The 24,811-nt window shown below is 44.2% G+C and carries 20 protein-coding genes; 14 read left to right on the top strand and 6 right to left on the bottom strand.

Features of this window, described 5'->3' with window-relative positions:
• Positions 1-289: 289 nt before the first annotated feature.
• Positions 290-1,993 carry a DUF262 domain-containing protein gene (locus U2F10_RS14345; RefSeq protein WP_499872491.1) on the top strand — a complete coding sequence of 568 codons (1,704 nt, stop codon included), beginning with the start codon at positions 290-292 and terminating at the stop codon, positions 1,991-1,993.
• Positions 1,994-2,129: 136 nt separating this feature from the next.
• Here U2F10_RS14345 and lnt read toward each other — a convergent pair whose 3' ends face one another.
• From lnt to U2F10_RS14330, 3 genes are all read right to left on the bottom strand, one after another.
• Positions 2,130-3,578 (bottom strand): apolipoprotein N-acyltransferase, encoded by a 1,449-nt coding sequence (gene lnt, locus U2F10_RS14340; protein ID WP_499872489.1) that lies wholly within the window; start codon positions 3,576-3,578, stop codon positions 2,130-2,132.
• Between the two features lie 135 nt (positions 3,579-3,713).
• A complete protein-coding gene (locus U2F10_RS14335) occupies positions 3,714-4,475 on the bottom strand; it encodes a phosphoadenylyl-sulfate reductase (RefSeq protein WP_163661755.1) in 762 nt (253 codons plus the stop codon).
• 171 nt (positions 4,476-4,646) lie between these two features.
• Positions 4,647-5,426 (bottom strand): class I SAM-dependent methyltransferase, encoded by a 780-nt coding sequence (locus U2F10_RS14330; RefSeq protein WP_499872488.1) that lies wholly within the window; start codon positions 5,424-5,426, stop codon positions 4,647-4,649.
• A 105-nt stretch (positions 5,427-5,531) separates the two neighbouring features.
• Between U2F10_RS14330 and U2F10_RS14325 the strand changes: the two genes are divergently transcribed.
• Entirely contained in the window at positions 5,532-6,443 is a 912-nt protein-coding gene (locus U2F10_RS14325; RefSeq protein ID WP_499872487.1) for a LysR family transcriptional regulator, read from the top strand.
• Here the strand turns inward: U2F10_RS14325 and U2F10_RS14320 are convergent.
• Positions 6,409-8,073 carry a Ppx/GppA phosphatase family protein gene (locus U2F10_RS14320; RefSeq protein ID WP_499872485.1) on the bottom strand — a complete coding sequence of 555 codons (1,665 nt, stop codon included), beginning with the start codon at positions 8,071-8,073 and terminating at the stop codon, positions 6,409-6,411. The genes U2F10_RS14325 and U2F10_RS14320 overlap by 35 nt on opposite strands.
• Before the next feature lie 293 nt (positions 8,074-8,366).
• Here U2F10_RS14320 and U2F10_RS14315 point away from each other — a divergent pair, with 293 nt between their 5' ends.
• Positions 8,367-9,053 carry a Bax inhibitor-1/YccA family protein gene (locus U2F10_RS14315; RefSeq protein ID WP_163661460.1) on the top strand — a complete coding sequence of 229 codons (687 nt, stop codon included), beginning with the start codon at positions 8,367-8,369 and terminating at the stop codon, positions 9,051-9,053.
• Positions 9,054-9,196: 143 nt separating this feature from the next.
• Here U2F10_RS14315 and U2F10_RS14310 read toward each other — a convergent pair whose 3' ends face one another.
• The gene (locus tag U2F10_RS14310) at positions 9,197-9,805 is read right to left on the bottom strand and encodes a nucleotide-binding protein (RefSeq protein WP_163661462.1); all 609 of its coding nucleotides are present in this window, start codon (positions 9,803-9,805) and stop codon (positions 9,197-9,199) included.
• Between the two features lie 74 nt (positions 9,806-9,879).
• Between U2F10_RS14310 and tsaE the strand changes: the two genes are divergently transcribed.
• The 9 genes from tsaE to U2F10_RS14265 all read left to right on the top strand — a co-directional run bounded on the left by tsaE (position 9,880) and on the right by U2F10_RS14265 (position 21,647).
• Entirely contained in the window at positions 9,880-10,425 is a 546-nt protein-coding gene (gene tsaE, locus U2F10_RS14305; protein ID WP_499872483.1) for a tRNA (adenosine(37)-N6)-threonylcarbamoyltransferase complex ATPase subunit type 1 TsaE, read from the top strand.
• Positions 10,400-10,855, top strand: coding sequence for an EVE domain-containing protein (locus U2F10_RS14300; RefSeq protein ID WP_163661464.1), 456 nt, complete (start codon positions 10,400-10,402; stop codon positions 10,853-10,855). The genes tsaE and U2F10_RS14300 overlap by 26 nt, the downstream gene beginning before the upstream one ends.
• Positions 10,856-11,092: 237 nt before the next feature.
• Positions 11,093-12,589 carry an ammonium transporter gene (locus tag U2F10_RS14295; protein ID WP_499872481.1) on the top strand — a complete coding sequence of 499 codons (1,497 nt, stop codon included), beginning with the start codon at positions 11,093-11,095 and terminating at the stop codon, positions 12,587-12,589.
• A gap of 110 nt (positions 12,590-12,699) precedes the next feature.
• Positions 12,700-13,890, top strand: a complete 1,191-nt coding sequence (locus U2F10_RS14290) for a response regulator (protein WP_163661466.1) — start codon at positions 12,700-12,702, stop codon at positions 13,888-13,890.
• Positions 13,891-14,047: 157 nt separating this feature from the next.
• Positions 14,048-14,413, top strand: a complete 366-nt coding sequence (locus tag U2F10_RS14285) for a response regulator transcription factor (protein ID WP_163661468.1) — start codon at positions 14,048-14,050, stop codon at positions 14,411-14,413.
• Between the two features lie 80 nt (positions 14,414-14,493).
• Positions 14,494-14,997: a CheW domain-containing protein gene (locus tag U2F10_RS14280; RefSeq protein WP_163661470.1), complete on the top strand. Its 504-nt coding sequence runs from the start codon at positions 14,494-14,496 to the stop codon at positions 14,995-14,997.
• A 44-nt stretch (positions 14,998-15,041) separates the two neighbouring features.
• Complete coding sequence (locus tag U2F10_RS14275) at positions 15,042-17,912, top strand: methyl-accepting chemotaxis protein (RefSeq protein WP_499872479.1); 2,871 nt, start codon at positions 15,042-15,044, stop codon at positions 17,910-17,912.
• A gap of 46 nt (positions 17,913-17,958) precedes the next feature.
• The gene (locus tag U2F10_RS14270; protein WP_499872477.1) at positions 17,959-21,201 is read left to right on the top strand and encodes a hybrid sensor histidine kinase/response regulator; all 3,243 of its coding nucleotides are present in this window, start codon (positions 17,959-17,961) and stop codon (positions 21,199-21,201) included.
• Complete coding sequence (locus U2F10_RS14265) at positions 21,198-21,647, top strand: chemotaxis protein CheW (RefSeq protein WP_163661475.1); 450 nt, start codon at positions 21,198-21,200, stop codon at positions 21,645-21,647. Before U2F10_RS14270 ends, U2F10_RS14265 begins: the two co-directional genes overlap by 4 nt.
• Positions 21,648-21,728: 81 nt before the next feature.
• On the opposite strand, the gene U2F10_RS14260 is transcribed toward U2F10_RS14265, so the two are convergent.
• Complete coding sequence (locus U2F10_RS14260) at positions 21,729-22,574, bottom strand: DUF4058 family protein (protein ID WP_163661477.1); 846 nt, start codon at positions 22,572-22,574, stop codon at positions 21,729-21,731.
• A gap of 395 nt (positions 22,575-22,969) precedes the next feature.
• Here U2F10_RS14260 and U2F10_RS14255 point away from each other — a divergent pair, with 395 nt between their 5' ends.
• Positions 22,970-23,392: a tetratricopeptide repeat protein gene (locus U2F10_RS14255; protein ID WP_163700731.1), complete on the top strand. Its 423-nt coding sequence runs from the start codon at positions 22,970-22,972 to the stop codon at positions 23,390-23,392.
• Positions 23,393-23,768: 376 nt separating this feature from the next.
• Entirely contained in the window at positions 23,769-24,740 is a 972-nt protein-coding gene (locus tag U2F10_RS14250; protein ID WP_163661481.1) for a UDP-glucuronic acid decarboxylase family protein, read from the top strand.
• Positions 24,741-24,811: the final 71 nt, after the last annotated feature.

Here is a 24,811-nt window from a genome sequence, read left to right as displayed (position 1 = left end):
GCCAAAAGCTTGAAAAGCATAGACATCTGCATATATAGATTATTATCTATATATGCTTTAGGCATTTAGCTATTTTTCAGATTGCATCAATCAACATCTCATGGAGATTGATAAATACATCTAAATCTCGGCACAGATCACTCGTTTTAACATCACTCATCCTATATAGAGACATTACTTAAAGTTAAATGTCTCTATATATTAAAGCTTCTACCGCTTAAGCTGAGAATAGCTGTTGAACTACAGTAACTCTCCCCTTAATTATACACATACATCTACATATTTAATTATGCCAACTTCTAGTATAGACAGCCGCTTAATGAGCTTTGGAGAGCTACTTATGAGTAGCAATTACTACTCAGTACCACACTACCAAAGAGATTATTCATGGACAGACAAGGAAATTGACGAACTTTGGGTTGATCTGACCAATACAATTGATGAGAATCGAAGTGAACATTTTATTGGTGCAATTGTTGTTAACAATCACCAAAAACCAAACCTTAGTCTAATTGACGGACAACAACGCTTCACCACTATTTCTTTATTAATGTGTGTAGTTCGAGATATAGCCCAAGTAAATAATGATGCTGAATTAGCTTTGTTGATCTCTCAAAATTATTTAGGCTCAAGAAATTTACGTACACGAAAAACAGACCCAAAACTGATATTAAACAATAGGAATAATGAGTTTTATCAAGACCACTTTATTGACAGCAAAAGTATAGAGGAACTGAAAGCCAAGAAAAAAGAACTAAAAATAAAAAACCAAGAAAAATCCAATATTTTAATGATTGATGCATATTTATGCTTGCATACAAAAGTCAAAGAAAGAATTTCTCAAGCCATTGATTTCAGAGAAGGATTGATTCAGATCGAAGAAAACATAAGAGATAAGTTGATCGCAATCGTTATATCAGTGGCAGACGAAGCAAATTCATATTTGATATTCGAGACCTTAAACAATCGAGGTTTAGAACTTTCAGTAGCAGATCTCCTAAAAAACCATATTTTTTCAAAAGCTGGCGACAATCTCGAACTTGTACAAAGATTATGGACAGAAATAATTCAAGAGCTAGAGGGTTTTGAAATAACAAAATTCATAAGACATTATTGGATATCAAGTAACAAAAATGTTAGTGAAAAAGATCTCTTCAAAGTAATTTCGTCTAAATTCAGAAATTCAGACGATGTTACAGACTTTGTTAAATCGCTTCAAAAATCATCAGAAATCTATGGAGCTTTTTCTAATCCAAGCAGTCCTGTATGGGATGATGGAAGGCTAAGAACAAGACATTATATTTCAGAAATCATCTTACTTGAAACCACACAATGTTTTCCAATGTTGCTCGCAGCAAAGGAGTGCCTTAAAGAAGATATCTTTCACAAAGTACTAAGGATGATAACAGTTTTTTCGTTTAGATATAGTACTATATGTGGTTTGAACCCAAATAAACTTGAATTAACATATAGTAATGCGGCAAAATTTATCAGAAAGAATAAGCCTAAATCTGCCAGGCAAATATTTGAGCAATTAAAGGATTTATATCCAAATGATGAGGCATTTTGTAAAGCCTTTCAGAAAAAGAGCATTCGATCTAATCACTCAATAGCTCGATACATACTATGCAAAATAAATAATTATTCAATTACTGGGAAAGAAGTGGTAGCTAATGCTAATCCAGAGGATGTAAACTTAGAACATATACTCCCTAAAAAGCCTAATGAAGAGTGGTTGAGAAAGTTCAAAAAATCTACTCCTAAACAATACATTTACAGACTAGGGAACATGACACTTCTTGATAGTTCTGTAAATCGAAAAATAGGGAATGGTTCATTCTCAAATAAGCGTAAAGAAGCCTATGAAAAGTCAAAATTATTCATTACAAGAGAAATAGCTGAAAATCAATCATGGGGGCCTAAACAAATCGAAGAGAGGCAGCAAAAAATGAGCGATAAAGCATGTCAAATATGGAGGTTAGATTATTTGTAGTAGAATCTTCTGGAAATTTTGAATATAAAGCTAATAGCTTACAACAGTAAGGTAGTTAGGCAAGTTTTAAAGTAAACAAAGAAGTTTAAAAGAATACGTTAATCATCCTCAAATGAAAAATTTGATTGCACCATTATTAGAATAATAATGGTGCAATACAAAGCAACAATAACAATGGAACAAACCAAGTCCCCCACTGAACATACAGTGTCTGTGTATTACGTCGATAAATAGTTTCCACTTGGGTGTCAAAGGTCATCGGCGCTGACATCCATTGCGTCCGTCCATGGGGATCCACCACAGATGATAACCCCGTATTCGTACTCCGCGCCACCCAACGATCTGTCGAAATCGCTTGAATAACATCCTGCCCATGGTGTTGTGCCATCATGCGAGGCGGATAGGGATCGTTATTGGATACGGTGAGAATAAACTGGCCTCCCTGACGCACCTGATGACGAAAGATCCAACCATAGGCAGAGTCATAGCAAATGCCCACTGCCGCCTGCCCCAGGGATGTTTCAAATTGTTGGTCCAGCTGGCCTGGGAGCAAATTGGTGCCAATGGCCGAAAGCTGACGTACTAAATTGCCCAAAACAGATGCCAGCGGAATATATTCTCCCAGAGGAACTAATTTGATTTTGTTGTACCGAGTAGTTCCTCTAGGAGAAATTGCCAGCAGACTTTGGTGAAGATAGGCGGGTTTATCGGGTGCTTTGGTAAACGTGCCCAACCATAGGGGAATGCCTGTTTGGGCTACGGCTTCACCAAAGATACTTGTATCTGGGTTCCAGATGGTAGGGATGGCAGCCTCCGGCGTTAGGACAGCATCCACACCTGTAGCCACTAGCTGCCGATAGCTACTTAGGTAACGGTCATCAGCACGACGAAGACCTGACAGCGTTAGCTTTTCTCGACTCGGGATATTTCCCTGGATCACACCAACTTTGATGGCTTCTGCCGATTGGTCTTGCAAAGGTTGCTGATAAAGACCCCAGCCAATGAGGTGCGCGATCGCAAAAACCCCCAGCGCCATCACCAACCAGCGACGATAGTCAGCACTCCGTTGCCAGATTTTTGCCGCAGCTACTGCCAATACTCCATTCACCGCCACAATAGCCGCCGTAATTGTCAAATGCCCTGATAGTCGAGCTAAATGCACAATCACCAAATTACCGGGGCTCTGGGTAATTGCTAAAGACGTCCAATATAGTGGGCTCATGCTCCACAGCGCCTCAACGCCGCACCATAAAGCTGTACCCACAAAAATTCGACCAGCATTACCCAAAGTCGCTACTCGATTTAGGGCCGCCATCCCCATGGCCCAAGTAATGACGATCCCGGCTCCCCAAAGCGTGACAAACGTGTAGGCAAAGAGTGCGATCGCAACACTTCCTAACCACGGTATTCCCAACCACATCATAGGATGCAAGTGCAGCACCCACTCCAACATGGTGCCGTGATAACCCACACCCCAAATCAGCGCGCATAAAGCACTGTGGCGCAGTCCTGCCCCTCGATGGATCGTCAACCAAGGGGGTCCTAGCGCCACCCAAGCCAAGGGCCAAGCAGGCCACAGCCCCATTAAAATCCCTGCAATCAGAAGACCTATATACTTTGGCCTTTGATCAGGTTTAGATTTTAAGGTTAAAGGCTCAGCCCAGTGAGATATCGCCATCCTATACAGACGCTACATGCAACGTTTCGCCAATTCCTTAACCTACAACGAACTCGAATTTAAACTATCGGCTTCTCCCTGGGTTTGTGGTAGATGCAGATGCAAGCCACACTCCTGCTTCAATCCCTTGAAGCGGGTTGCCCGCTCATCGCCATCATCATCCGTCATCGGACGGCTTGAATGCCAATCACCCACCGTCACATATCCTTGATCAAACAAAGGATGGTAAGGCAAATCGAACGTGGTCAAATACTTATACACATCCCGTGAATGCCAGGACAAAATTGGATGTAGCTTGTAAATATCATTCTGCTGAGCAATCCGGCCTAAGGTTTGGCGATGGGATGTTTGATTTGCTCGCAATCCCGCCAGCCAGGCCCTAGCCCCCAGATCTTTAAGCGCCCGCTGCATAGGCTCCACCTTGCGAATATAGTCGTATCGGTTCAGCGCCTCGACATTATCTTGATCCCACAGTCGTCCATGGAGAGCTTCCATGCGAGCCGGACTCATGGGCGACTGATAAACCTTAAGATTCAGGCCCAGACGCTGGGTTAGTTCCTCAGCAAAGCGGTAAGTTTCTACAGGTAGATAACCCGTATCAACCCAAATGACTGGAATATTGGGCATCACCTGAGTAACTAGATGCAACATGACAGCTGACTGAATGCCAAAGCTGGTGCTCATCACCAGGGACTCCCCAAAGGTTTCAGCTCCCCAAGAAACAAGCTCAGCAGCATCCATGCCATCTAAGGTTTTATTGAGTGCTTCAAGATCTAGCTCGCTTTCTAGCACTACATTTGCCATAGTTTCAGCCGCTCCGTGATGCCGATGTGAGGTGTCATAACTTCCATGGTAAACACGTTCTCGTTGCACGCAGGGTACAACATTATGAATTACGCTTAATACCATAGAGACCTGCCCCATCATCGCATCATAATGGAAAGGCTTTCTTAAATTTGTTCAGATAAACCAGTCCTAAGCAGGCTTGTGGGACTGTTTAACTGCAACCAGGCGCAGTCGACGATAATCTGCTATCCATTGGTTACCATCGTACATTTGCGATCGCAAAAGACTTTCCACCTCTTGAATGACAGATTCTATGGCCGTTTCATTCAAACCTATAAAAAGATTGCTACCAAACATTTTGAGCCAGTTGACTAAGCCTTGAGCACCGTCATTTAAGGGCGTCGGTCGATCGATTAAGGCGGCAAACATCACGTCTAAACCATGGCTTTCTAGCAAGTGAGCATATTCGCCAATACTCGGGAAATACCAGGGGCAGAGTTTTTTCTGCTGTCTGACGGTTTCCACCGCCCCCACAATAGCTTGTACGTTGCCCTTGCCACCAAATTCAACGACCAATTTCCCACCAGGTTTTAAGGCATTAGCCATAGCCTGAACAGCTTGCTCTGGTGGCTTAACCCAGTGCAGCGCCGCATTGGAAAAGATGCCATCCACCGGCTGTGCCACTACAAAATTACGAGCATCAGCGATGGCAAAGGATAGCTGTGGATATTGCTGCTGAGCCTTAGCAACCATGGCAGCATCTGAGTCAATCCCACTGACAACAGCCCCCGTTTCTGCCAGCGCATGGGTCAGTTCCCCCGTGCCACAACCCAGGTCAAGGATCTGTTGCCCCGACTGCGGACTGAGTAAATCAATCAGAGCTGCACCATATTCCCAAACAAAGCTGTGCTGATTTTGGTAGCGATCAGTATCCCAAACGTGATGGGCATAAACGGTATCGGAAGCCATAGCAACTGGATTTGAAACGATATCTCAAAACTATGGGCAAGCTATTGAGATGTCCAATATATTTTTTAGTATCTATTGATATCTAGAAAGTATTAGAAACCCATTATGGAATTACGGCATCTTCGTTACTTTTTGGCGGTGGCTGAAGAGCTACATTTTGGTCGAGCTGCAGGGCATTTACAGATGGCTCAGCCTCCCCTAAGTCAACAGATTAAACAACTCGAAATTGAGCTAGGCGTACAACTCTTTGCACGAACGCGGCGCAAGGTATCCTTAACGGCGGCGGGACAAGTACTTCAGCAAGAAGCTCAACAACTTCTACAACAGTTAGAACAGGCTGTCAGCAAGACGCAACAAGCTAGCCGTGGAGAGTTGGGAAGACTTGCGATCGCATTTGTTAGCTCTGCCATGTACAGCCTCTTACCTGACTACCTAAAACAGTTTCGAGAACAATATCCCCATGTGGAAATTGTTCTCCATGAACTCTCCACCCAAGAACAGATTCAAGGATTGTTAGATAGCCGACTGGATATTGGCTTTATGCGTCCCCCTGTGGATCATCCAACTCTACAGGCAAAGCCAGTTTTACAAGAATCATTAGTGGTCGCCTTACCGTTGGGTCATCGACTTGCCTCACAACCAAATCTTTCTATCCAAGAGTTACAGGGAGAGTTATTTGTATTGTTCCCTAGGGCCATGGCTACCCGGCTGTACGATCAAATAATTAGCCTGTGCCACCAAGGGGGTTTTAGTCCCACCGTGGCCCAGCAAGCGGCTCAAATGCAAACAATTTTAAGCCTTGTCACCGCTGAAATCGGTGTGGCAATTGTGCCTGAGTCGTTACAGAATCTCCAGCGCCGAGGGGTATGTTTCATTCCCTTTCAAGAAACGACTCCCCAGGCTGAAGTATGTGTCGTTTGGCAACAAAACCAGATAGCTCAGACGAGCCATACCTTTTTGCAAGGAATATGGACATGGGGTATTAAGCCTGGTGACGCACCTGCAGTTGCAAATTAAACTCCTGTTCAAAGCAAGCTTTTTTGTCATTAGCACTCCAGATTTCTAGCTCACAGGCATCGTTAGCATGGGTGGGGATAAAGCTTAGGGTTAAGGTATGAGCTTTTGAAGCATAGGTGGTTTGAAAACTTGCGATCGCACCTAGCCGTCGCCGATCCAGACCGACCGCTACCCGCAACATAGCGCTGAGCTGACTGACAATCTTACGACTCTTCTTAGTCAAGTCTTTATAGGGATCATGCTTGATCTTGGGTGCGCTCTTGCGATGGTAACGAGCAATGTTAGCAATCAGCTCAATCTCAGTGCTGGTGAAACCCAGTAATTCACCATTCCGGATTAAGTAATAAGAATGCTTATGGTGGGCTCCATGACTGACAAAATGACCGCAATTATGGAGCATAGCTGCTGCCCACAGAATCTCACGTTCCAGAGGTCCCCACTGATGCAAAACACCACGGGTTTGATCAAATAAGGCTAATGCAAATTTGGCTACTAACTCACTGTGGGGTTTATCAACCCGATACTTATGGGCGGCTTTCATAACGCTCCGCTCCCGTACCGATTGTTGATACTGCATCCGGTCTTCAATAAGACCATGGGTGAGCATCCAGTCCACAACCAAGCCTTCTCGCAAGGCATGTTCACAGATGGTGATCCGATCCACACCTAGCATCCGCATTGCTTCCTGTAGAATCACGGCTCCAGGCACAATGATCTCAGCTCGTCGAGACGACATTTCTGGCAGCTTAAGCCGTTCACTAAAACTCATGCGGCGCAGCTTTTGGATACAGCGTTCTAGCTCATTCATGGCCATGGTATACCCATTCATGCGAACAGGAACTGAACCCAACTGATCAATGGCTGTCAAAATAGCCAGGGACTCAATCGTGCCAGATGTGCCCACCAATGACAGGGGTTCGCCATCCACCAGCTTAGCCTTCAGCGCATCGATATTGGGCTCAAGCCGCCCCCGCACATAGGCCTGCAACTGCAAAAACTCTTCGGTACTAATGGGATTGGTGGTCACCATTCGCGCATTCAGCCTAACGGCCCCCACCTTAGTACTGCTGAGAAATCGATGACGTTCCCCAGTACCCAAAATGATCTCAGTGGAACCACCACCAATATCGATAATGGCGTGGGGCTGACCATTGAGTTCCATGCCAGACAGCACACCCAAGTAAATGCGTCGGGCCTCTTCAAGGCCAGAAATTAGGTTGATATCCAAACCAACGTCTTGTTTTACCCGATCAATAAATACTTGACCGTTGTTCGCTTCACGGGTAGCACTGGTGGCTACCGTGACAATATCGTCAGCATGGTGACTATTGGCAATTTGTTTACACCGTTTCAAGGCAGCAATACCTCGCTCCATGGCTTCGTCTGACAAACAATTAGTGCCAGGACGAAAATTACCAAGGCGGACAGTATCTTTCTCACGACCAATAATAGTAAATGCGGGCAACTCTGGTTGAATTTTGACAACAACCATATGAACTGAGTTGGTTCCCACATCAATAGCGGCTAAGATTCGATCTTCCTGAAGCGATTGACGTAGTTCAATCGAGGTGTCTGAAAGACTAGGAACATAGACCATAGAGTCTAAGGGGGCAGTGGCTGAATCAACCATCGTGAGTATTGCACAGGGTGTTATTCATCATACATTTCCAGTACTTTTACCGAAATCAGCAATGCAAGAGCTTATTGTCAGCTTCATATCCTAAATTGGCATTTTTGTATCCTAAACTACATTACGATTAATATTTTCCTATGCATTACGTAGTGGCCAAACAGCTACTGTGCATGGAGAAGCTGTACATTGAGCAAGTATGTTAGCCTCTGAGAGAGGTATCGCTGATTGACAGTGCGCAGTTTGCATGCAATCAGACTAATTAACTTTTTGCCTACAGGAGGCATTTGTGCATGGTTATGGTGGCTCAGGCTCGCCCCAGTGAGCGAGCGGAATTTATTAAACGTACCTACACCCATCTTGCTGGGGCCGTTGGTGCGTTTGTAGTGGTTGAATTTTTATTTTTTCAGCTAGGTATTGCTCGTTTTCTCGCCAATGTATTCCTCGGAGGGGGTCGATTTGGTTGGCTGGCACTGCTGGGTGGTTTTGCGTTATTAGGCTATCTGGCTAGTAATATGGCCGCCAAAGCTGACGATGTTAATGCGCAGTATACGGGTTTGGGTCTTTACGTTGTAGGTGAGGCCATTATCTTCGCCCCCCTACTCTATATGGCGGTCGCCTTTTCAGATCCAACTGTCCTACCTACTGCAGGCATTATTACCCTGTTCCTATTCGGTGGGTTGACCGCAGTCGCATTCACCTCCGGCAAGGACTTCGCTTTTTTAGGCGGCATTCTTAAAGTCGGTGGCATGGTAGCTCTGGGCCTCATTGTTTGTAGCCTGCTGTTTGGCTTCTCCCTGGGGCTATTCTTCTCTTTCTTTATGGTGGCTTTTGCGGCCGCAGCGATTTTGTACAAAACATCCAATGTGATGCATCGCTATTCCACAAATCAACACGTGGCAGCATCCTTAGAATTATTTGCTGCGGTCATGCTCTTGTTCTGGTATGTGTTACGCATCTTGATGTCTTCCCGCCGCTAAGGAAATATAACTATCCAATTTGCAATGCAAAAATACGGAGCCCTGGCCAGAAGGTCAGGGCTCTTGTCTATTAGTCGGCACCATAAATAGATTCAGATTCCTGTTGACCAAGCAGTGTCACCATTACCCTCTGTCTTTAAAAATTACAGCCCTTTCACCAAATTAAGAATCTCATTCCCAACTGCTTCATAATCTTGCCACCCTCGTTCAGACCGCTGATCTTTGACAGCATAAACTGGTATGCCTTGCATAGCGGCTTTTTGGAACGCAGCTAAACGAGCTATTCCCACATCAAAGGTAGGAATATCAGCTTCCTTAAGCAACTTTTTGACTTCGTCACCTGCACGGCTGGGTTTAGGGGGTATCGCAGTAATCAAAATCCGATACTGGTTAGTCTGAATGGATTTGAGATATTCAATGGTCAACACCAGAGCATCCAGGGACAAAATATCTGGCATGGTGGGTAGCACGAGTAAATCACAGGTATTGGCTAAGGCGGCTAAATCTTCAGTAGTCGGTCGAGCCTGCGTATCAATAATGACATGCCCATAAGATTCAGTTTGGGCTTCGGCCTGCCACTGATCCACCACTTCAAACGGTAATTCACCACGACTGGCCCACCCCAACGCTGAGCAGTTGGGGTCAGCATCAATCAGTAATGTTCTTCCTTTTCCTTGGAAAAATGCGGCCAAGTGAATGGCAGTGGTAGTTTTGCCAACGCCACCCTTGAAGCTGGCGACCGTGATAATCATGCAGTGTTGCCTATCCTGAACTCGGTGTGAACTCGCTATTAGATTAACGATACAGTTGGAGGGTTGCCCATCCAATGGCAGTTACCATACCTCAGTCCCGCTTAACCTTAGCAATGTCAACCGCTCTTTCAATTCAGTTACCAGACTTGAGAGCTACCCATCGCCTGGGATGGCTGATGGGTCAACACTTGCCAGTAGAAACAGTGCTCTTGTTATCAGGTCCTTTAGGTAGCGGCAAAACCACCTTTACTCAAGGCTTAGGGGCAGGTTTAGGTATTGAGCAAACCATTGACAGTCCCACATTCACGTTGATTAATGAGTACTTGACGGGTCGAGTCCCCCTGTACCATGTCGATTTGTATCGTTTGGATAGTATGGGAGGGGATGGTCTTTATCTAGAAACCTATTGGGATGGGGAAGAGGTAGCCCCCGGAATAGTAGTGATTGAGTGGGCCGAACGTCTACGGTATTTGCCGAATAAGCCAATTACGCTTAATTTAGCCTATGCAGGCGATGGGCGTTGCGCCGAAGTTAACTGGCCCCGTGGTTGGCACGATAGCGTATGGAATGACCTACAGGAGGTAGTAAAGCACGATGAAGTACTGGTTGATGAAGTCTGAACCAGATGTGTATAGCATTGATGACTTGGAGCGCGATCGCAACGAAGTTTGGGATGGTGTGCGTAACTATCAGGCTCGCAACTTTCTCAAGTCTATGAAAATGGACGACATCGCCTTCTTTTACCACTCCAATACAAAGCCCCCTGGTATTGCTGGTCTGATGAAAATCAGTGAAGAAATGGTGGTTGATCCCACCCAGTTTGATGAAACCAATAAATATTACGATCCCAAATCCACGCCCGCAGATCCTCGATGGCATACGGTTACCGTTAGTTACATTGAGACTTTCCAGCACTACATCAGCCTCGATGAGCTCAAAGGTAATTTTGAACCCGACGAACTGCAAGTGGTTAAACGAGGTAATCGGTTATCGGTCATGCCAGTCACCGACGATGTGGCAAAACGAATATTAGCACTCGCTAAGGGGTGACATCTCTTATGTATATGACGCAAAGTTGCCCTTAAGGACATTACGCTTCAGTAAAATCAACCGATTTATGCTGATTTTTTGATTAGAACTGCCCTCTACCTGAGAGAACAAAATCGCTCTGGGAAATATAGATCTATTACAACCTCGCCCTTAGCAATCGATAGACAATCACATCCACTAGGGTGAAATTGTCTCTTAATAGCTACTTAAGTGAGATTTTTAGATGTTTTCTCCATAATGAGACAATTTTACCAGAAGCGCATGGGGTGGCAGCCTACCCTATTACTAGTCATTGCAATTTGGCTAGTTTGGAATGGAGCCGTCCTGGCTGCGGATACTACGCCTGAGTCGCTGCCTGAATCTCTCCAGGTAACTGTAGATACCATTTGGGTTTTGTTATGCGCAATACTCGTATTCTTCATGAATGCTGGTTTCGCCATGCTGGAAACCGGTTTCTGTCAAAGCAAAAATGCTGTTAACATCCTCACCAAAAACGTCATTGTCTTTGGTGTTGTTTCTCTCTGTTTCTGGGCAGTGGGTTTTGCCCTAATGTTTGGAGATGGTAACGCGGTTATCGGTTATTCTGGATTCTTTTTACAAGGCCTAGATTTAAGTCCATTAACGGACGAGCACTATAGTGGGGTCTTTGACTCCCTTGCCTGGGCAGGTATACCCCTGGATGCTAAATTCTTTTTTCAATTAGTATTTGCAGGTACCGCAGCAACAATCGTATCTGGCGCGGTTGCAGAACGTATATCATTTTTAGCATTTTTTACATTTAGCGCTGTTCTCTCCCTCGTTATTTATCCAATGGTTGGCCATTGGATCTGGGGTGGGGGGTTTCTACAGACTATGGGGTTTTGGGACTTTTCCGGTTCAACAGTAGTCCATAGTGTCGGGGGTTGGGCTGCATTAACCGGTGCTTGGCTATTAGGGCCACGGGTTGGTCGGTATAGGCCGCATGGTGAAAACACCATACCAGGTCATAACCTTGCGATCTCAACACTAGGTGGATTAATTCTGTGGTTTGGCTGGTTTGGATTTAATGCGGGTTCAAGTATGACAGCAGACCCAGCCATCGCTAGCCGTATTATCCTGACCACAAACCTGTCGGCCTCCACTGGTGCCGTAGCGGCAGCTGTTATATCGTGGTTAATCACCAGCAAACCCAGCCTCAGCATGATTACTAATGGTGCCCTAGCTGGGTTGGTCTCTATCACCGCAGGGTGTGCATATGTCACCTCCATCGGTGCCATTATTATTGGTTTTATCGGGGGCATGTTTGCAGTCTTTGCAGCGGGCTTGTTTAACCAATTACGGATTGACGATCCCGTAGGTGCGCTCCCTGTCCACCTAGTAGGTGGAATCTGGGGAACAATTGCCGTTGGCTTATTTAGCGTTGGTCCTAATATTAATGATTGGCACTCGGAAACATCAGGTCCAGCCCTTGGTTTTTTGCTGGGCGGAGACATTAAACCTGTTCTAATTCAAATTACAGGAATTGTCATTGTGGCTGCGTTTGTAAGCATCAGTACTCTGTTTAGTTGGTTCATGCTCCGCATCATTTTTGGGCTGCGAGTATCTCATCAGGCTGAGTCAACGGGATTAGATCTGAGCGAACATGGGCTCGAAGCCTATCCAGAATTCTCTCAACGCTCTTTACCCCTTAATAATCTTTTCCATTCTGTCAAGGATAATGTCATGAAATCAAACACTTCAACCTTGAACCACTAAAGAATCATGGGGTGTCGCAACATGTTATGTAGCGACTCAAAACTTTGATTACCAGGGGGATAAAGCAATAATTTAAGTCTATTTACCCTGTCTACGCGATGACAATAACAATGACCAATAAACAGTCTGTCATCACCATTAGTGATTTTACGGCAGCAAAACAAAGTCGGCTTTTTGGGCTACTCAAGCAAAGTCAGTTTAACGGGCAGTTACAACTAACCGCCCATCACACTAAGTGGACATTTGAGTTTTATATGGGCCGATTGCTCTATGTCACGGGTGGCAAACAACCAATGCGTCGTTGGTATCGTCATGTCAAACACGCCTGCCCTGACCTTTATTTGGAACTCTCGACTCTCAAATCCGAGTTTAGAAAGTTATCTAAAACAGAGAATCAAAAAAAATTAACATGCTGGGAATATCAACTGTTAGGCTTTTGGTATAGCCAACAAAAAATATCTCGTAAACAAATCAATCAAATCATTGAAAACATTTTTTTAGAAGCCTTCTTCGATATTAATCAGGCCCGTGAAGTGGTCTATCAGGTGCAAACTGACAATCAACTATCACATCAGCTCTTACTGATAAATGCCGAAACTATCATTTACAAAGCCAAAGCCCTTTGGAAATCATGGCTTGAGGCAAAATTAGGTGATCGTTCTCCTGATTTAGCTCCCATAGTCCGTCATCCTCTAGAACTCAAAAAACAGGTTCCTGAACCTCTATACCGAAACCTGACAATGATGCTCACGGGTCAGCAGACCCTCAGAGATCTAAGCATTAAACTCAATCGTGATATTGTCTCCCTTTCAGCGTCTTTGCTACCGTATGTGCAACAGGGTGCAGTAGAGCTCATTGAAATTGATGATCTAGAATCACCAATTTCACCCTCTACAGTACAAGAGCCATCTCCTAGTGGCCCTTTGATTGCTTGTATAGATGACAGCCCCGCCATTTGCCGAGCATTAGAAAGAGTTTTAGGCACAGCAGATTATCAGACTCATTGTGTCCAAGATCCATTAAGAGCGATCGCCGTATTGTTATCCAAAAAACCTGCATTAATATTTCTAGACCTTGTGATGCCTGGAACCAACGGCTATGAGCTTTGTAGTAAGCTAAGAAAGATATCCTGTTTTAAAGAAACACCGGTTATAATTCTGACTGGGAACGATGGAGTAATTGATCGAATGCGTGCCAGGATGGTAGGTGCATCCGCATTCTTGAGCAAGCCAATTAATCCACATCAGGTATTATCAGTCGTTGAAAGACAACTTTCTAAACACGCTTCAGTTGAAATATAGATAGTTTTATTATCCAATTTTGGGAATAATTCTATTTCTTTAGATATAAACTATCACTCAGGTCTTAAAGCTGGGAACACTGCTAACAAGTTTGTTCTAGGCATTCATTACAGGGTTTGCTCAAGCTATTTTTTGTTTATTGAAATTGGATAAATCCATGGGAATTGCACTAGTTGTTGATGATTCTAAAACTATTTTAGAAATGCTGGCTAAATGTCTGTCACAAGATGGCTTAACCGTAATGACAGCAACCAATGGTGCCGATGCCTTGGCAAAACTGAGTACCCAGACACCTGACATTATCGTGTTAGATGTAGTCTTGCCCGATCGTAGTGGATTTGAAATTTGTCGCGATCTTAAAGCAGAAGCTACAACCAGTGCAATTCCCATCATTATCTGTTCTACAAAAGATACTGATATGGATAAATTTTGGGGAAAGAAACAGGGAGCTGATGCCTATCTCACAAAACCCATTGATCAAGCAGAGTTATCTAAAACAGTTAAGCAACTGATTGGCCACTAGGGAAAAGTTGTCAGTTTTACCATCAATTCTGTACCAGCTTCTTGATGGGACTAGACAAATGGAGATCATAAAAAACAACTATGCAACTGTCTACACAGACATCATCTCAAGCATCAGCTGTAGATCAGTACCTAAAATTTAGCCTACTGAATGATGTGACGGCACTGTTACCGATAAGTCAGTTAGCAGCAGCCTTAAAGATTGAAGTTTCTCAGATTACCGCAATCCCACATTTACCACCTTGGATCATGGGAGTTTATAACTGGCGCGGTGAGATTCTATGGCTAGTAGATATAGGTCATCTGCTTGGAGGAAATCCCTTACATCAACAACCCACACTAACTACACACTACAATACTCTACTCTTAGAAAAATCATCGATAGAGACACCCGAGCGATATCATCTCGGCTTAGTTGTTCATCAGATAAAGGGAATAGAACTATTCTCTCTCGATACCATTCAGTCTCCATCAGTTATATCTGAAACGCTTGTGCCATTTTTACGGGGTTATTGGTTAGGAGAAGCCGGTGAAATGCTTATTCTCTTGGAAGGCTTATCAATTTTTGACCACATGCCCGTTTAATTAATCACACTATTCAACCTATCACTTGAGTTCAAGAGTTTTCTATGACATTAAGCACACCCACACATTCTGACAGTGGTGATTTGCCTACTGAAGACACCACCAAGATGCAGTCTGATGAACTATTCGCTAGTTTAATCACAAAACCTCGCTCAGAAACAGTATCACGTTTACCTATACAAAGTCAGTCTATATCTCACCAAGGTACACTCAGAGTCTGGTGGCATCGACTGGGGCTAAAGACAAAAGCATCACTATTAGCCATATTACTAGGTACGTTTCCTGTCATTAGCGTGGGTGCGATCGCCTATAACATTGCCAACCAGGGAACCTTTGAAAAACTCCAAGAGCTAGAAACAGTACGCGTCAATGATCTACAGTCAGCAGTAGCACTCTTCATGAAAGAACGCTACTCAGACATTCAGTTTTTAGCTAACTTAGAGATTTTCACTGACCCTCAGCTACGGAGCACAATCACTCCAAAACAAAAATCTGAGAGCCTCGACCAAATGATGAAGGCCTATGATGGGGTTTACAGCAGCATCGCGTTTTTTGATCTTGCTGGTAATCCCATTGCTCAAACCTCCCAAGGGAAAAAACTGTCCAACCACCTTAATCGTTCCTATATTCAAGCCGCTAAAGCCGCTAACGGCGCAATTTTGAGTCAGCCACTAATTTCCACCACCTCTGGTGAATTTAGTGTGTATTCAGCCTCTGTTGTCAAAGATAAGTTAAATGGGCAACCAATAGGATATATCCGTGCACGGATTCCCATTGAAAAATTAGGAGAAATTCTCAACAATTTTGGAGATGATGGCCATAAGTTTTATCTAGCTAGCGAATCAGGGGATGTCTTTTTATCTCCCCAGGCAGGTTACATCATACCAGTGAATTCCTCCGGTCAAGAAGTAGATCTCTCTGAATCCACTGACATTGAGATCTTAACTCTAGCAAAGATTTTTCCCGATATTGCGGGCATTGTCCAGGGTGAGCGTGGTAAAACTGTAAAAGCTAGCAATAGCCTAACTGAAGCTCCAGAAATCGTTGCTTTCTCGCCATTTATAGCGACAGAAAATCTATCTAACTTAAATTGGAATGCAGTCACTTCAGTTGACTTAGCCGTCCTACAAGCCACTCAGCGGCGATTATTTTTTGCGATCGCCCTAGGAACATTAGCCGCAGCAGGGGTGGCAACAGGTTTAGCAATTTGGATAACTCGACGCTTCACCCAACCTATTTTGCGGGCTGCCGACGTTGTCAATAAAATCGGAAAAGGGGATCTGCGTACGCGACTAGACGTTACTGGGCAAGATGAAATTGCTCAGCTTGGTAACAACATCAACCAAATGGCTACGCAGCTCAAGCAGTTTAACAATGAACAACAGACTACTGCACAGCAATCAAAGCTGTTGGCATCAGCTACGTCAATTACAGGCGATTTAGACAGTGACCACAATCAAGCCCAACTAAATCTGTTTGTTGAACAAGTACGGACCTTCCTCCGCTCCGACCGTGTTGTCCTATACCGCACCAAAGACGCCCAAATATTAGGCCAGAATGAATCCGTTACAACTAGCCAGCTTAGTATTCTTGATGAAACAGTACCGTCCCTATTCATCTCACAAACAGAAATTGAGAACTATATCGATGGTCAACCGTTAATCGCAGATGATGTTACTATTGCCGATTTAACAGACAGCGTACGTCAGCGGTGGCACGTCCTCAATGTTAAATCTGCCTTGGTGATACCAGTTGTGAGTCAGGCTCGCCTGTTTGGCTTGTTGGCAATTCATCATGTGCAAGGGCTACACATTTGGACAGAGACAGAAATCCACTTCTGTAATCAGCTAGGTCGACAGTTGGGTGTCTTAATGACCGTTCAACAGGTTTCTTCCCTAGCAGCAGAGCAGAAATCCTTAAAAGAGAACTTACAAAAACGTGCTTTAGAGCTGATGCTGGAAGTTGATCCAGTCAGTCAAGGTGACCTGACCGTCAGGGCCCAAGTCACCGCCGATGAAATTGGTACTATTGCCGATTCGTATAACGCTACGATTACTAGCTTGAAGAAAATTGTCGGACAGGTGCAAATTGCTTCGCAGCAGGTATCAACCACAGCCAGTCAAAATGAAGCTTCTGTCCAAGATCTTTCTCAAGCCGCACAACAACAAACCCAAGAAATTACAGCCGCGCTTGAGCAATTAGATCAGATGGTTGCCTCTATTCGAGCCGTAGCCGCCAACGCAGACCAAGCTGAAGCTATTGTTCAACAAACAACTGCCACTGTAGAATCTAGTGATGTTGCCATGGATCGGGCAGTAGAAGGGATTCTAGCCATTCGAGAAACAGTAGCCGCCACCGCAAAAAAGGTTAAACGTCTGGGTGAGTCATCACAAAAAATCTCAGGTGTCGTTAACCTAATTAACGAATTTGCTGCCCAAACTAATCTATTAGCGCTGAATGCATCTATTGAAGCCGCTCGGGCTGGCGAAGAAGGACGAGGTTTTGCAGTTGTTGCAGATGAGGTACGTTCATTGGCACAACAATCCGCAGAAGCAACCACCGAGATCGAGAACCTGGTCGCCGAAATTCAAGCAGAAACCAATGAGGTGGTAGAGGCCATGGAAATGGGAACCGAGCAGGTAGTCGTAGGAACTCAGCTAGTAGACAAAACACGTGAAAGCTTAAACAGCATCGCCCAAGTCACTACTGAAATCAAAGACCTCGTCAATTCGATTAGTCAAGCCACATTCTCCCAATCTGAGAGTTCAGAAAATATGACTAAAGTGATGAAGGATGTAGCCAACATCGCCCAGAAAACATCAGCTGATGCCAACACTGTCTCTACATCTTTTAGAGAGCTACTAGAAATTTCTCAAGCTCTACAGGAAAGTGTGCGTCAGTTTAAGGTGAGCTAGCTCCAAACTATTGTTTCAATCTTGACCCCTCAATGCTCTGCAGGCTATGACCATCGATCCTGAGATTCGCGATCAGGCTTATCAATTTTTTATTGAAGAAGCGTCTGAACTGCTAGACATCATTGAAACTGGCCTGCTTAGCCTGCGCCAAGACACTAGTGTACAAAGGGTACATGAGCTGATGCGAGCAGCACACTCCATCAAAGGAGGAGCTGCCAGTGTCGAACTAGATACCATTAAAATCATTGCCCATCGGCTGGAAGACTCACTAAAAGCGTTGTACAGCGATACAGTAGTGGTGGACGCAGAGTTAGAAACTTTGTTTTTACGTGCCTATGATTGCTTACGCCATCCCCTGCAATCACAGATTGACACAGGCAAATTTAATGAAAAACAAACTCTAGTTGCATTTGAGAGTATTTTTAATGACTTGGAGGAATACCTTGGACCAGCATTACATGCTACAGATAGCTTTATGCCTAGCTCTGCCGAGCTAGGCATAGATATTGTCGCCTCACTTTTTGAGGTCGATGTGGCTGAAGTATTAACACAACTGCGCACCTTAATTACCGATCCTCAAAACTATGATTGTGGGCAAGAGCTACAGATTCAGCTTGAGATTCTAACTGGATTTGCCGAAATTATAGATATACCGAAATTTACAGAGATTACAACCCTTGCTCAAGCAGCTGCAAACAGATATCACGATCAGCCATTACCTGTAATTGAACAAGTTATAGACAATATAGAACATGCTCGCCAAGCTATCCTTGCTGGGGAGCGAATTGCAATTGGCGAACCTTCAAAGAAGTTATTGACATTAGCAGAAGGCAATATAATTGAGCTTGATGAACCAATTCATACTCATATCTCCGAACATATCGATGACCTGGATTTGTCTAATCTCAACCTTGATATGTTGGAACCTCCAAACAACTATGAAATAGAAAAAACAACCTCTGCTCCATCAGACAGCTCAGCCAACCAAATTTCGGCTTTAGAAGAAATCTGGTCCATAGAAGCTTTAGAATTCCCTTCGGTAGAAAAGATAGAAAAGGAAGACAATTCAAAGCTTATACAACCTGATGTCAATGCCTTAGCAGACATATGGGGCAATCCAGAATCAACAGACAATAACTTCGATGTAGAAATAACAGATTTTGAAGCTGTTATGGCAGATGCTCCAACGGAGTCAATCTTAGATTCTTGGTCAACTCCGTCTACTCCAGACCTTGAAATCTCTACAGATGCCACAGATAGCCCTGAGGTTTCTATGGCAAAAAGTGTTGGAGGTGCAGATATTATTTCTAATAATATTGAAACCACTGTAACCAACATCAGCGAAATCTATGATTTGCTACCAAGATTGCCCCAAGCGGCACAGCAAAAACCTTCCAAAAAGAAGAAAGCTCCAGTTAAATCAACTACACAATCTAGATTGTCAGCCAAAGTTGCCCTAGATCGTCTAGAGCGAATGAACAATTTAGTAGGTGAGTTAGCCATCAACCGTAACAGCTTGTCGTTGCAAAATGATCAATTTCAACGCACAGTTCATCGACTCGGCCAACGATTCTCTTCATTCCGAACCATTGTCCGACAGTTACAGAGTATCTCTGACCAAATCTTGGTTTCTCCTAATCAACACCGATCTAGCACGATTATTCGCACTGAAGATAGTACATTTGACTCTCTTGAAATGGATAGCTATAGCGAAATTAATTCGCTACTCGAAGGAGTGCTAGAAGAAGTATTTCAATTGGCAGAATCGGTTGATGATGTAGCCCTGTTTGCTGGCCAATCAAACCGATTGTTAGAACGACAGCGACGGACTCTCAATCAATTGCGGGATGAGCTGATGTGGTCACGCATGGTTCCCCTAGATCAAGTCTTAAAGCGATTCCCTCGGGTGATTCGAGAACTCTCAAACACATATCAGAAACCAGTTGAACTTAAACTAACAGGCACAGATGTTTTAGTCGATCGCGTCATGCTTGAAAAGCTCTACGATCCGCTACTACATCTGGTACGAAATGCGTTTGACCACGGCATTGAGCCCCCCGATAAGCGGCAAACATTGGGCAAACCTGACCAGGGTACTATTGAGGTTCGAGCATTCCATCAAGGTAACTATACCGTTATTGAAATTGACGATGATGGTCAAGGTTTAGACACTGACAAGATTGCTCAACGGGCAATTGAAGCGCAAATGATTGCTCCAGAGCAGGTAACAACAATGACAAAACAGCGCATCCAGCAGCTAATCTTTGAACCTGGTTTCTCCACCGCCAATCAAGTGAGTGAACTCTCAGGGCGTGGTGTAGGTCTAGATGTTGTAAGAGAGAGCTTACAAACGTTTAATGGTAAGGTATCAGTAACCACCAATAAACATAAAGGTACCGTATTCTCCCTAAAAATCCCTCTCACCCTTACCCTTACAAAACTGGTAGTTGGCAGTGTTGGGACGACAGCCATCGCCATCGCTTCTGATAGTATTGAGGAAATTATTAGACCTGCTGCTGACCAACTTAAACAGTCTGGTGGTCAACGATTTCTCCATTGGAGATCGCAACTAATCCCCATATATCAATTAGCTGAGCTTCTCAACTATCAGTGCCAGGTTCCCAAGCAGCTACCCAAGGAACTGCAAACGGGCCAGACAGTCAGAGGACAACAGCAAACCATGCTAATCATTGAGCAGGGGCAAGGATTATTAGCCTTAGGCCTGGAACAGATCGTCACAGAGCAAGAACTAGTCATAAAACCGATGGGTAAAGCCATTGCCACACCTAGCTACATTAACGGTTGTACTGTTTTAGCCGACGGTAGCCTAGTGCCTGTCATTGACGGAGCGGCTCTAGTGCAGTTTAGTACAAAACTCTCGCTCCCAATACAGCCCCAACCTCAGTATGAGCATCATTCCCAAACACTGATGATTATCGATGATTCATCAGCACTACGGCGCACTTTAGCGTTAACGCTACGTAAAGCAGGTTACCAGGTGCTACAGGCAAAGGATGGTCGTGATGCGCTGGACCAATTACAGAGAGGGGCGCTACCAGAATTAATTATCTGTGATGTGGAAATGCCTCGCTTAAATGGATTTGAATTTCTCAGTCATCGTCGGGCTAATTCCTCATGGACTCAGATCCCAACAGTGATGCTGACATCACGTGGTAACCATAAGCACCGAACGTTAGCCAAACATCTAGGTGCTAACGATTACTTTACTAAACCCTACATTGAGAAAGATTTTGTAGGTGCGATCGCAACTCTTCTCCAAAAGCCATGACACGCCAAACATCTACCGCCACCATCAACTCACTTAGACTCATTGTGATGAGTCTAGGAGAATTAACCCTCGCCTGTCGTATTGAATCTGTTTATAAAGTTGTTAGCCACTCCCAAGTTCACAGTAGCGGTTTAGGATACACAGGAGTAACCCATATCGATGATCATGCTGTTGTCGTAATTGATCTACATCACAAACTATTCAATATACCCACTGCCAATAAACATGGATATTTTGTCATCCTCAAACCTCAGGTGGGTGACCTCTTGGCTATTCCTGTAACAACTTCACCCAATCTAATGGATATTCAACGAGACCACATCAGGATATTACCAGAGTCTTACCGACAATCTGACACGCTTGCAATTGCCAGCCATGTCGCTGTTGTTCCCCATGGAGAGGATACTCTCACCCTATTCGTAATAGACGAAAATACGTTGATCTAAAACACAATGTAAACCGGAAAATCTTTTTGCTCAAACGCTTATAGGTTTTGGGAGTGTAGCCAATCCAATAGCTGATCATGCCTATAGATGTGCACTTTGTTTTGTGAGCTTTCCTTGATCATATCGATTTATGCTCTGGTGCGATGGCCGCAGACTTGATCGTTCCAATAAAGTTGTTAGCCAAATAGTTTCCTCTGGAGGTAGAGGGGGAATTGGAGATCGCTCATAGTCAATTGAAAAATAACAAGGAGACCGCAAACACGCTTCATCAAGTGCCCGTTTGAGATCCACTGTGCAATATGCCTGAGCCCCTACATCGTCTTGGGGATAACTTAAAGGTAACTTCAGGGGGGGAATCGGCGCATTCACTTGCCAGGCATACAAATCTGCCTTTGGGCGCTGATCGCTACGGCTCACCAACACTCGATAATCAACATTACCTGCTGCATAGGCAGAAATTGGCTCCCATCCTCGTAGCAAGTCTATCTCGACAAAGTGAGTATCACTGCCAAAGATAGCCTCACAGCGCTGCTCATAATTTTCACGACCACGGCCAGGACGTTTCTTTTGAGGCGTTAACACTTCGATGATGGTAACCGTCCTACCAATTTGACAATCGAGAATCTCAATATAGTCCTCTTGTATGGTTTGCGGCACCGCAATGTAGGTAGGAATTGGTTGCTGATGGGAAGCAGCGACATCATTGGTCGGTGGACTATTGGGAGAACAGTCATGGGCCAACTGCCCAACGACTAGACTATCTTCACCACTAACGCGATAGACCCGTTTGCGGATGAGGATACTGTATCGTTCAGAAACTTCTTTCTGTAAGAGGTTGGCCAGGGCAGTTACAAACTGTGGATGAATTTCAGGCCAAAGATCAGGGTGCTCTAGGTAAGGGTTCATGCCGGGGAACATATCAGGCATTAACTATCCTCTAAATTTCGATAGCGGAGCGTTATGACAAATCAGATAAAACGGCTGTTGGTCCTGTTGCTAACCAAACTGCATGGAATGAACCTCATAAAATTTTAGCAAGAAGCCATATTAGTATCCACCAAGCGTTCATAGTTATGTACTTTTTAGATCAAGGTTCACTTGGTGTATCTATAGATACTTGACCATCATTAAAGATGAAGATTTTATAAAGTCAATGGAAATACAGTGTGGCAAAACTACTTTAAACAGTGAATCAGTTGTCTTAGCTGTAGGACTTCATAAAATCTTTTCAGGGGGCTCATCAGCCAAACAGGATTTTAATAAGACTTTATTAGTAGTAATTTTTGCTGAAAAACAGGCTGAAGTCAGCTTTGTAAGGAATTATGGAAATCTCAACCAATGGATGGATAGTAATCGCTGTAATATTGGCGATTTTGGGAATTGGGGGCGGTGCGATCGCAACTACAATTCTCCAGCCCTTGGGGCCCAACATCCCCTTCACCACCCCGATCACTGATATCTCCACACCCATTGGTGGTGATGCACGTCATCAGTTCAACCAAGGCATCTGGGCCTATCGGGAAAAAGCATATGCTCGAGCCATTGACTGCTTTACTAAGGTCATCGAAGCTGAACCTAATTTAGCAGAAGCATTTCATAATCGAGCACGGGCTCAAGCAAATCTGGCAAAAACACAAGCTGCCGCTAGCGATTTTGTCACTGCTAGCGACATCTATAGCCGCCAAGGTAGTCGCTCAGGTATCAATTGGATTAAAACCGACCTTAATGTCTTGACTAACCTTTAGATAGAAGATCACAGACATCCTTCGTTCTTTTTGTTACAGCTTAGAATACCTAAAATCGGTCACTGGTATATTCAGTCAAATTTTGGGTATTCCTGTAAAAAGGATTTGAAGTTGTAGTGAATGCCTATTGCAGTCGATCGTTTAACCAGCAAACTTTGTTAAATTGCAGACATATTAGGGAAATTATGTAGGCATTCTGACTTAGGTAAGCCAGCGATAGCATCAAGGCCTCCTGAGGAATTGGCCGTACAACTTGTGATTTCTATTACAAGTTGCGTCTGCTCTGCTGTGCCCTCAACAAAGGTCTGGTCTTAAGGAAGCACGTAGTTTATAAACATTTCACATTGTGTTGGCGTCTTACTAGTTCAAAAGTATTATGCGAATTTTAGTTACCGGTGGAGCCGGTTTTATAGGTTCTCATCTCATTGATCGCCTAATGGCAGATGATCATGAGGTTATTTGTCTAGATAATTTCTATACTGGCCGGAAGCAAAACGTTTTGCAGTGGTTGAATAACCCCAAGTTTGAGCTCATTCGCCATGATGTTACTGAGCCTATTCGGCTAGAAGTCGACCAAATTTATCACTTAGCCTGCCCTGCTTCACCAGTGCACTATCAGTACAATCCGGTAAAAACCATCAAAACTAATGTGATGGGTACCCTCAATATGCTAGGTCTGGCCAAACGAGTCAAAGCTCGTTTTTTTCTAGCGTCTACCTCCGAAGTTTATGGTGATCCTGAAGTTCATCCTCAGCCAGAAGAATATCGAGGCAGTGTGAATACCATTGGGATTCGTAGCTGTTACGACGAAGGTAAGCGGGTCGCTGAAACTCTCGCCTTTGATTATCACCGTCAAAACGACGTTGATATTCGGGTAGTACGCATTTTTAACACTTACGGCCCACGTATGCTCGAAAACGATGGTCGGGTAGTTAGCAACTTTATTGTGCAAGCACTGCAAGGTAATCCTCTGACTGTATACGGTGATGGTTCTCAAACCCGCAGCTTCTGTTATGTGTCCGACTTAGTAGAGGGCTTTATTCGTCTTATGAATGGTGACTACATTGGTCCTATGAATTTAGGGAATCCAGGTGAATACACTATTTTGGAACTGGCTCAGTCTATTCAAAAAATGATTAACCCTGATGCTGAATTGAAATTTGAACCCCTGCCCCAGGACGATCCACGTCGTCGTCAGCCAGATATTACAAAAGCTAAAACCATGCTGAATTGGGAGCCAACAGTGCCCCTTCAAGCAGGTTTGAAGCTGACCATTGCGGACTTTCAAGCTCGCTTAGAAGCAGCGGGTAACCTGGCTATGCCGACAACGGCAACGTCATCTTCTTAGATGATTGGCCCAGGTTACGGTTAAAACGCCTTTCTGTATTCTCCTCGGGTTCCAGGAACCCGAGGACTAGA

The sequence above is a fragment of the Leptothoe sp. EHU-05/26/07-4 genome (genome assembly GCF_043421015.1).
GTDB classification, from domain to species: Bacteria; Cyanobacteriota; Cyanobacteriia; order Phormidesmidales; family Phormidesmidaceae; genus Leptothoe; species Leptothoe turfae.
This window is presented reverse-complemented; position numbering and strand designations above follow the sequence as displayed.

Excerpts from the sequence above, each read along its gene's own strand:
- U2F10_RS14315 (WP_163661460.1), top strand. The coding sequence starts at position 8,367 with ATGGTTATGGTGGCTCAGGCTCGCCCCAGTGAGCGAGCGGAATTTATT.
- U2F10_RS14285 (WP_163661468.1), top strand. The coding sequence starts at position 14,048 with ATGGGAATTGCACTAGTTGTTGATGATTCTAAAACTATTTTAGAAATG.
- U2F10_RS14280 (WP_163661470.1), top strand. The coding sequence starts at position 14,494 with ATGCAACTGTCTACACAGACATCATCTCAAGCATCAGCTGTAGATCAG.
- U2F10_RS14345 (WP_499872491.1), top strand. The coding sequence starts at position 290 with ATGCCAACTTCTAGTATAGACAGCCGCTTAATGAGCTTTGGAGAGCTA.
- U2F10_RS14275 (WP_499872479.1), top strand. The coding sequence starts at position 15,042 with ATGACATTAAGCACACCCACACATTCTGACAGTGGTGATTTGCCTACT.
- U2F10_RS14335 (WP_163661755.1), bottom strand. The coding sequence starts at position 4,475 with ATGGCAAATGTAGTGCTAGAAAGCGAGCTAGATCTTGAAGCACTCAAT.
- U2F10_RS14270 (WP_499872477.1), top strand. The coding sequence starts at position 17,959 with ATGACCATCGATCCTGAGATTCGCGATCAGGCTTATCAATTTTTTATT.
- U2F10_RS14300 (WP_163661464.1), top strand. The coding sequence starts at position 10,400 with ATGAAGTACTGGTTGATGAAGTCTGAACCAGATGTGTATAGCATTGAT.
- U2F10_RS14255 (WP_163700731.1), top strand. The coding sequence starts at position 22,970 with ATGGAAATCTCAACCAATGGATGGATAGTAATCGCTGTAATATTGGCG.
- lnt (WP_499872489.1), bottom strand. The coding sequence starts at position 3,578 with ATGGGGCTGTGGCCTGCTTGGCCCTTGGCTTGGGTGGCGCTAGGACCC.
- U2F10_RS14310 (WP_163661462.1), bottom strand. The coding sequence starts at position 9,805 with ATGATTATCACGGTCGCCAGCTTCAAGGGTGGCGTTGGCAAAACTACC.
- U2F10_RS14265 (WP_163661475.1), top strand. The coding sequence starts at position 21,198 with ATGACACGCCAAACATCTACCGCCACCATCAACTCACTTAGACTCATT.
- U2F10_RS14325 (WP_499872487.1), top strand. The coding sequence starts at position 5,532 with ATGGAATTACGGCATCTTCGTTACTTTTTGGCGGTGGCTGAAGAGCTA.
- U2F10_RS14260 (WP_163661477.1), bottom strand. The coding sequence starts at position 22,574 with ATGCCTGATATGTTCCCCGGCATGAACCCTTACCTAGAGCACCCTGAT.
- U2F10_RS14290 (WP_163661466.1), top strand. The coding sequence starts at position 12,700 with ATGACCAATAAACAGTCTGTCATCACCATTAGTGATTTTACGGCAGCA.
- U2F10_RS14320 (WP_499872485.1), bottom strand. The coding sequence starts at position 8,073 with ATGGTTGATTCAGCCACTGCCCCCTTAGACTCTATGGTCTATGTTCCT.
- U2F10_RS14295 (WP_499872481.1), top strand. The coding sequence starts at position 11,093 with ATGAGACAATTTTACCAGAAGCGCATGGGGTGGCAGCCTACCCTATTA.
- U2F10_RS14330 (WP_499872488.1), bottom strand. The coding sequence starts at position 5,426 with ATGGCTTCCGATACCGTTTATGCCCATCACGTTTGGGATACTGATCGC.
- U2F10_RS14250 (WP_163661481.1), top strand. The coding sequence starts at position 23,769 with ATGCGAATTTTAGTTACCGGTGGAGCCGGTTTTATAGGTTCTCATCTC.
- tsaE (WP_499872483.1), top strand. The coding sequence starts at position 9,880 with ATGGCAGTTACCATACCTCAGTCCCGCTTAACCTTAGCAATGTCAACC.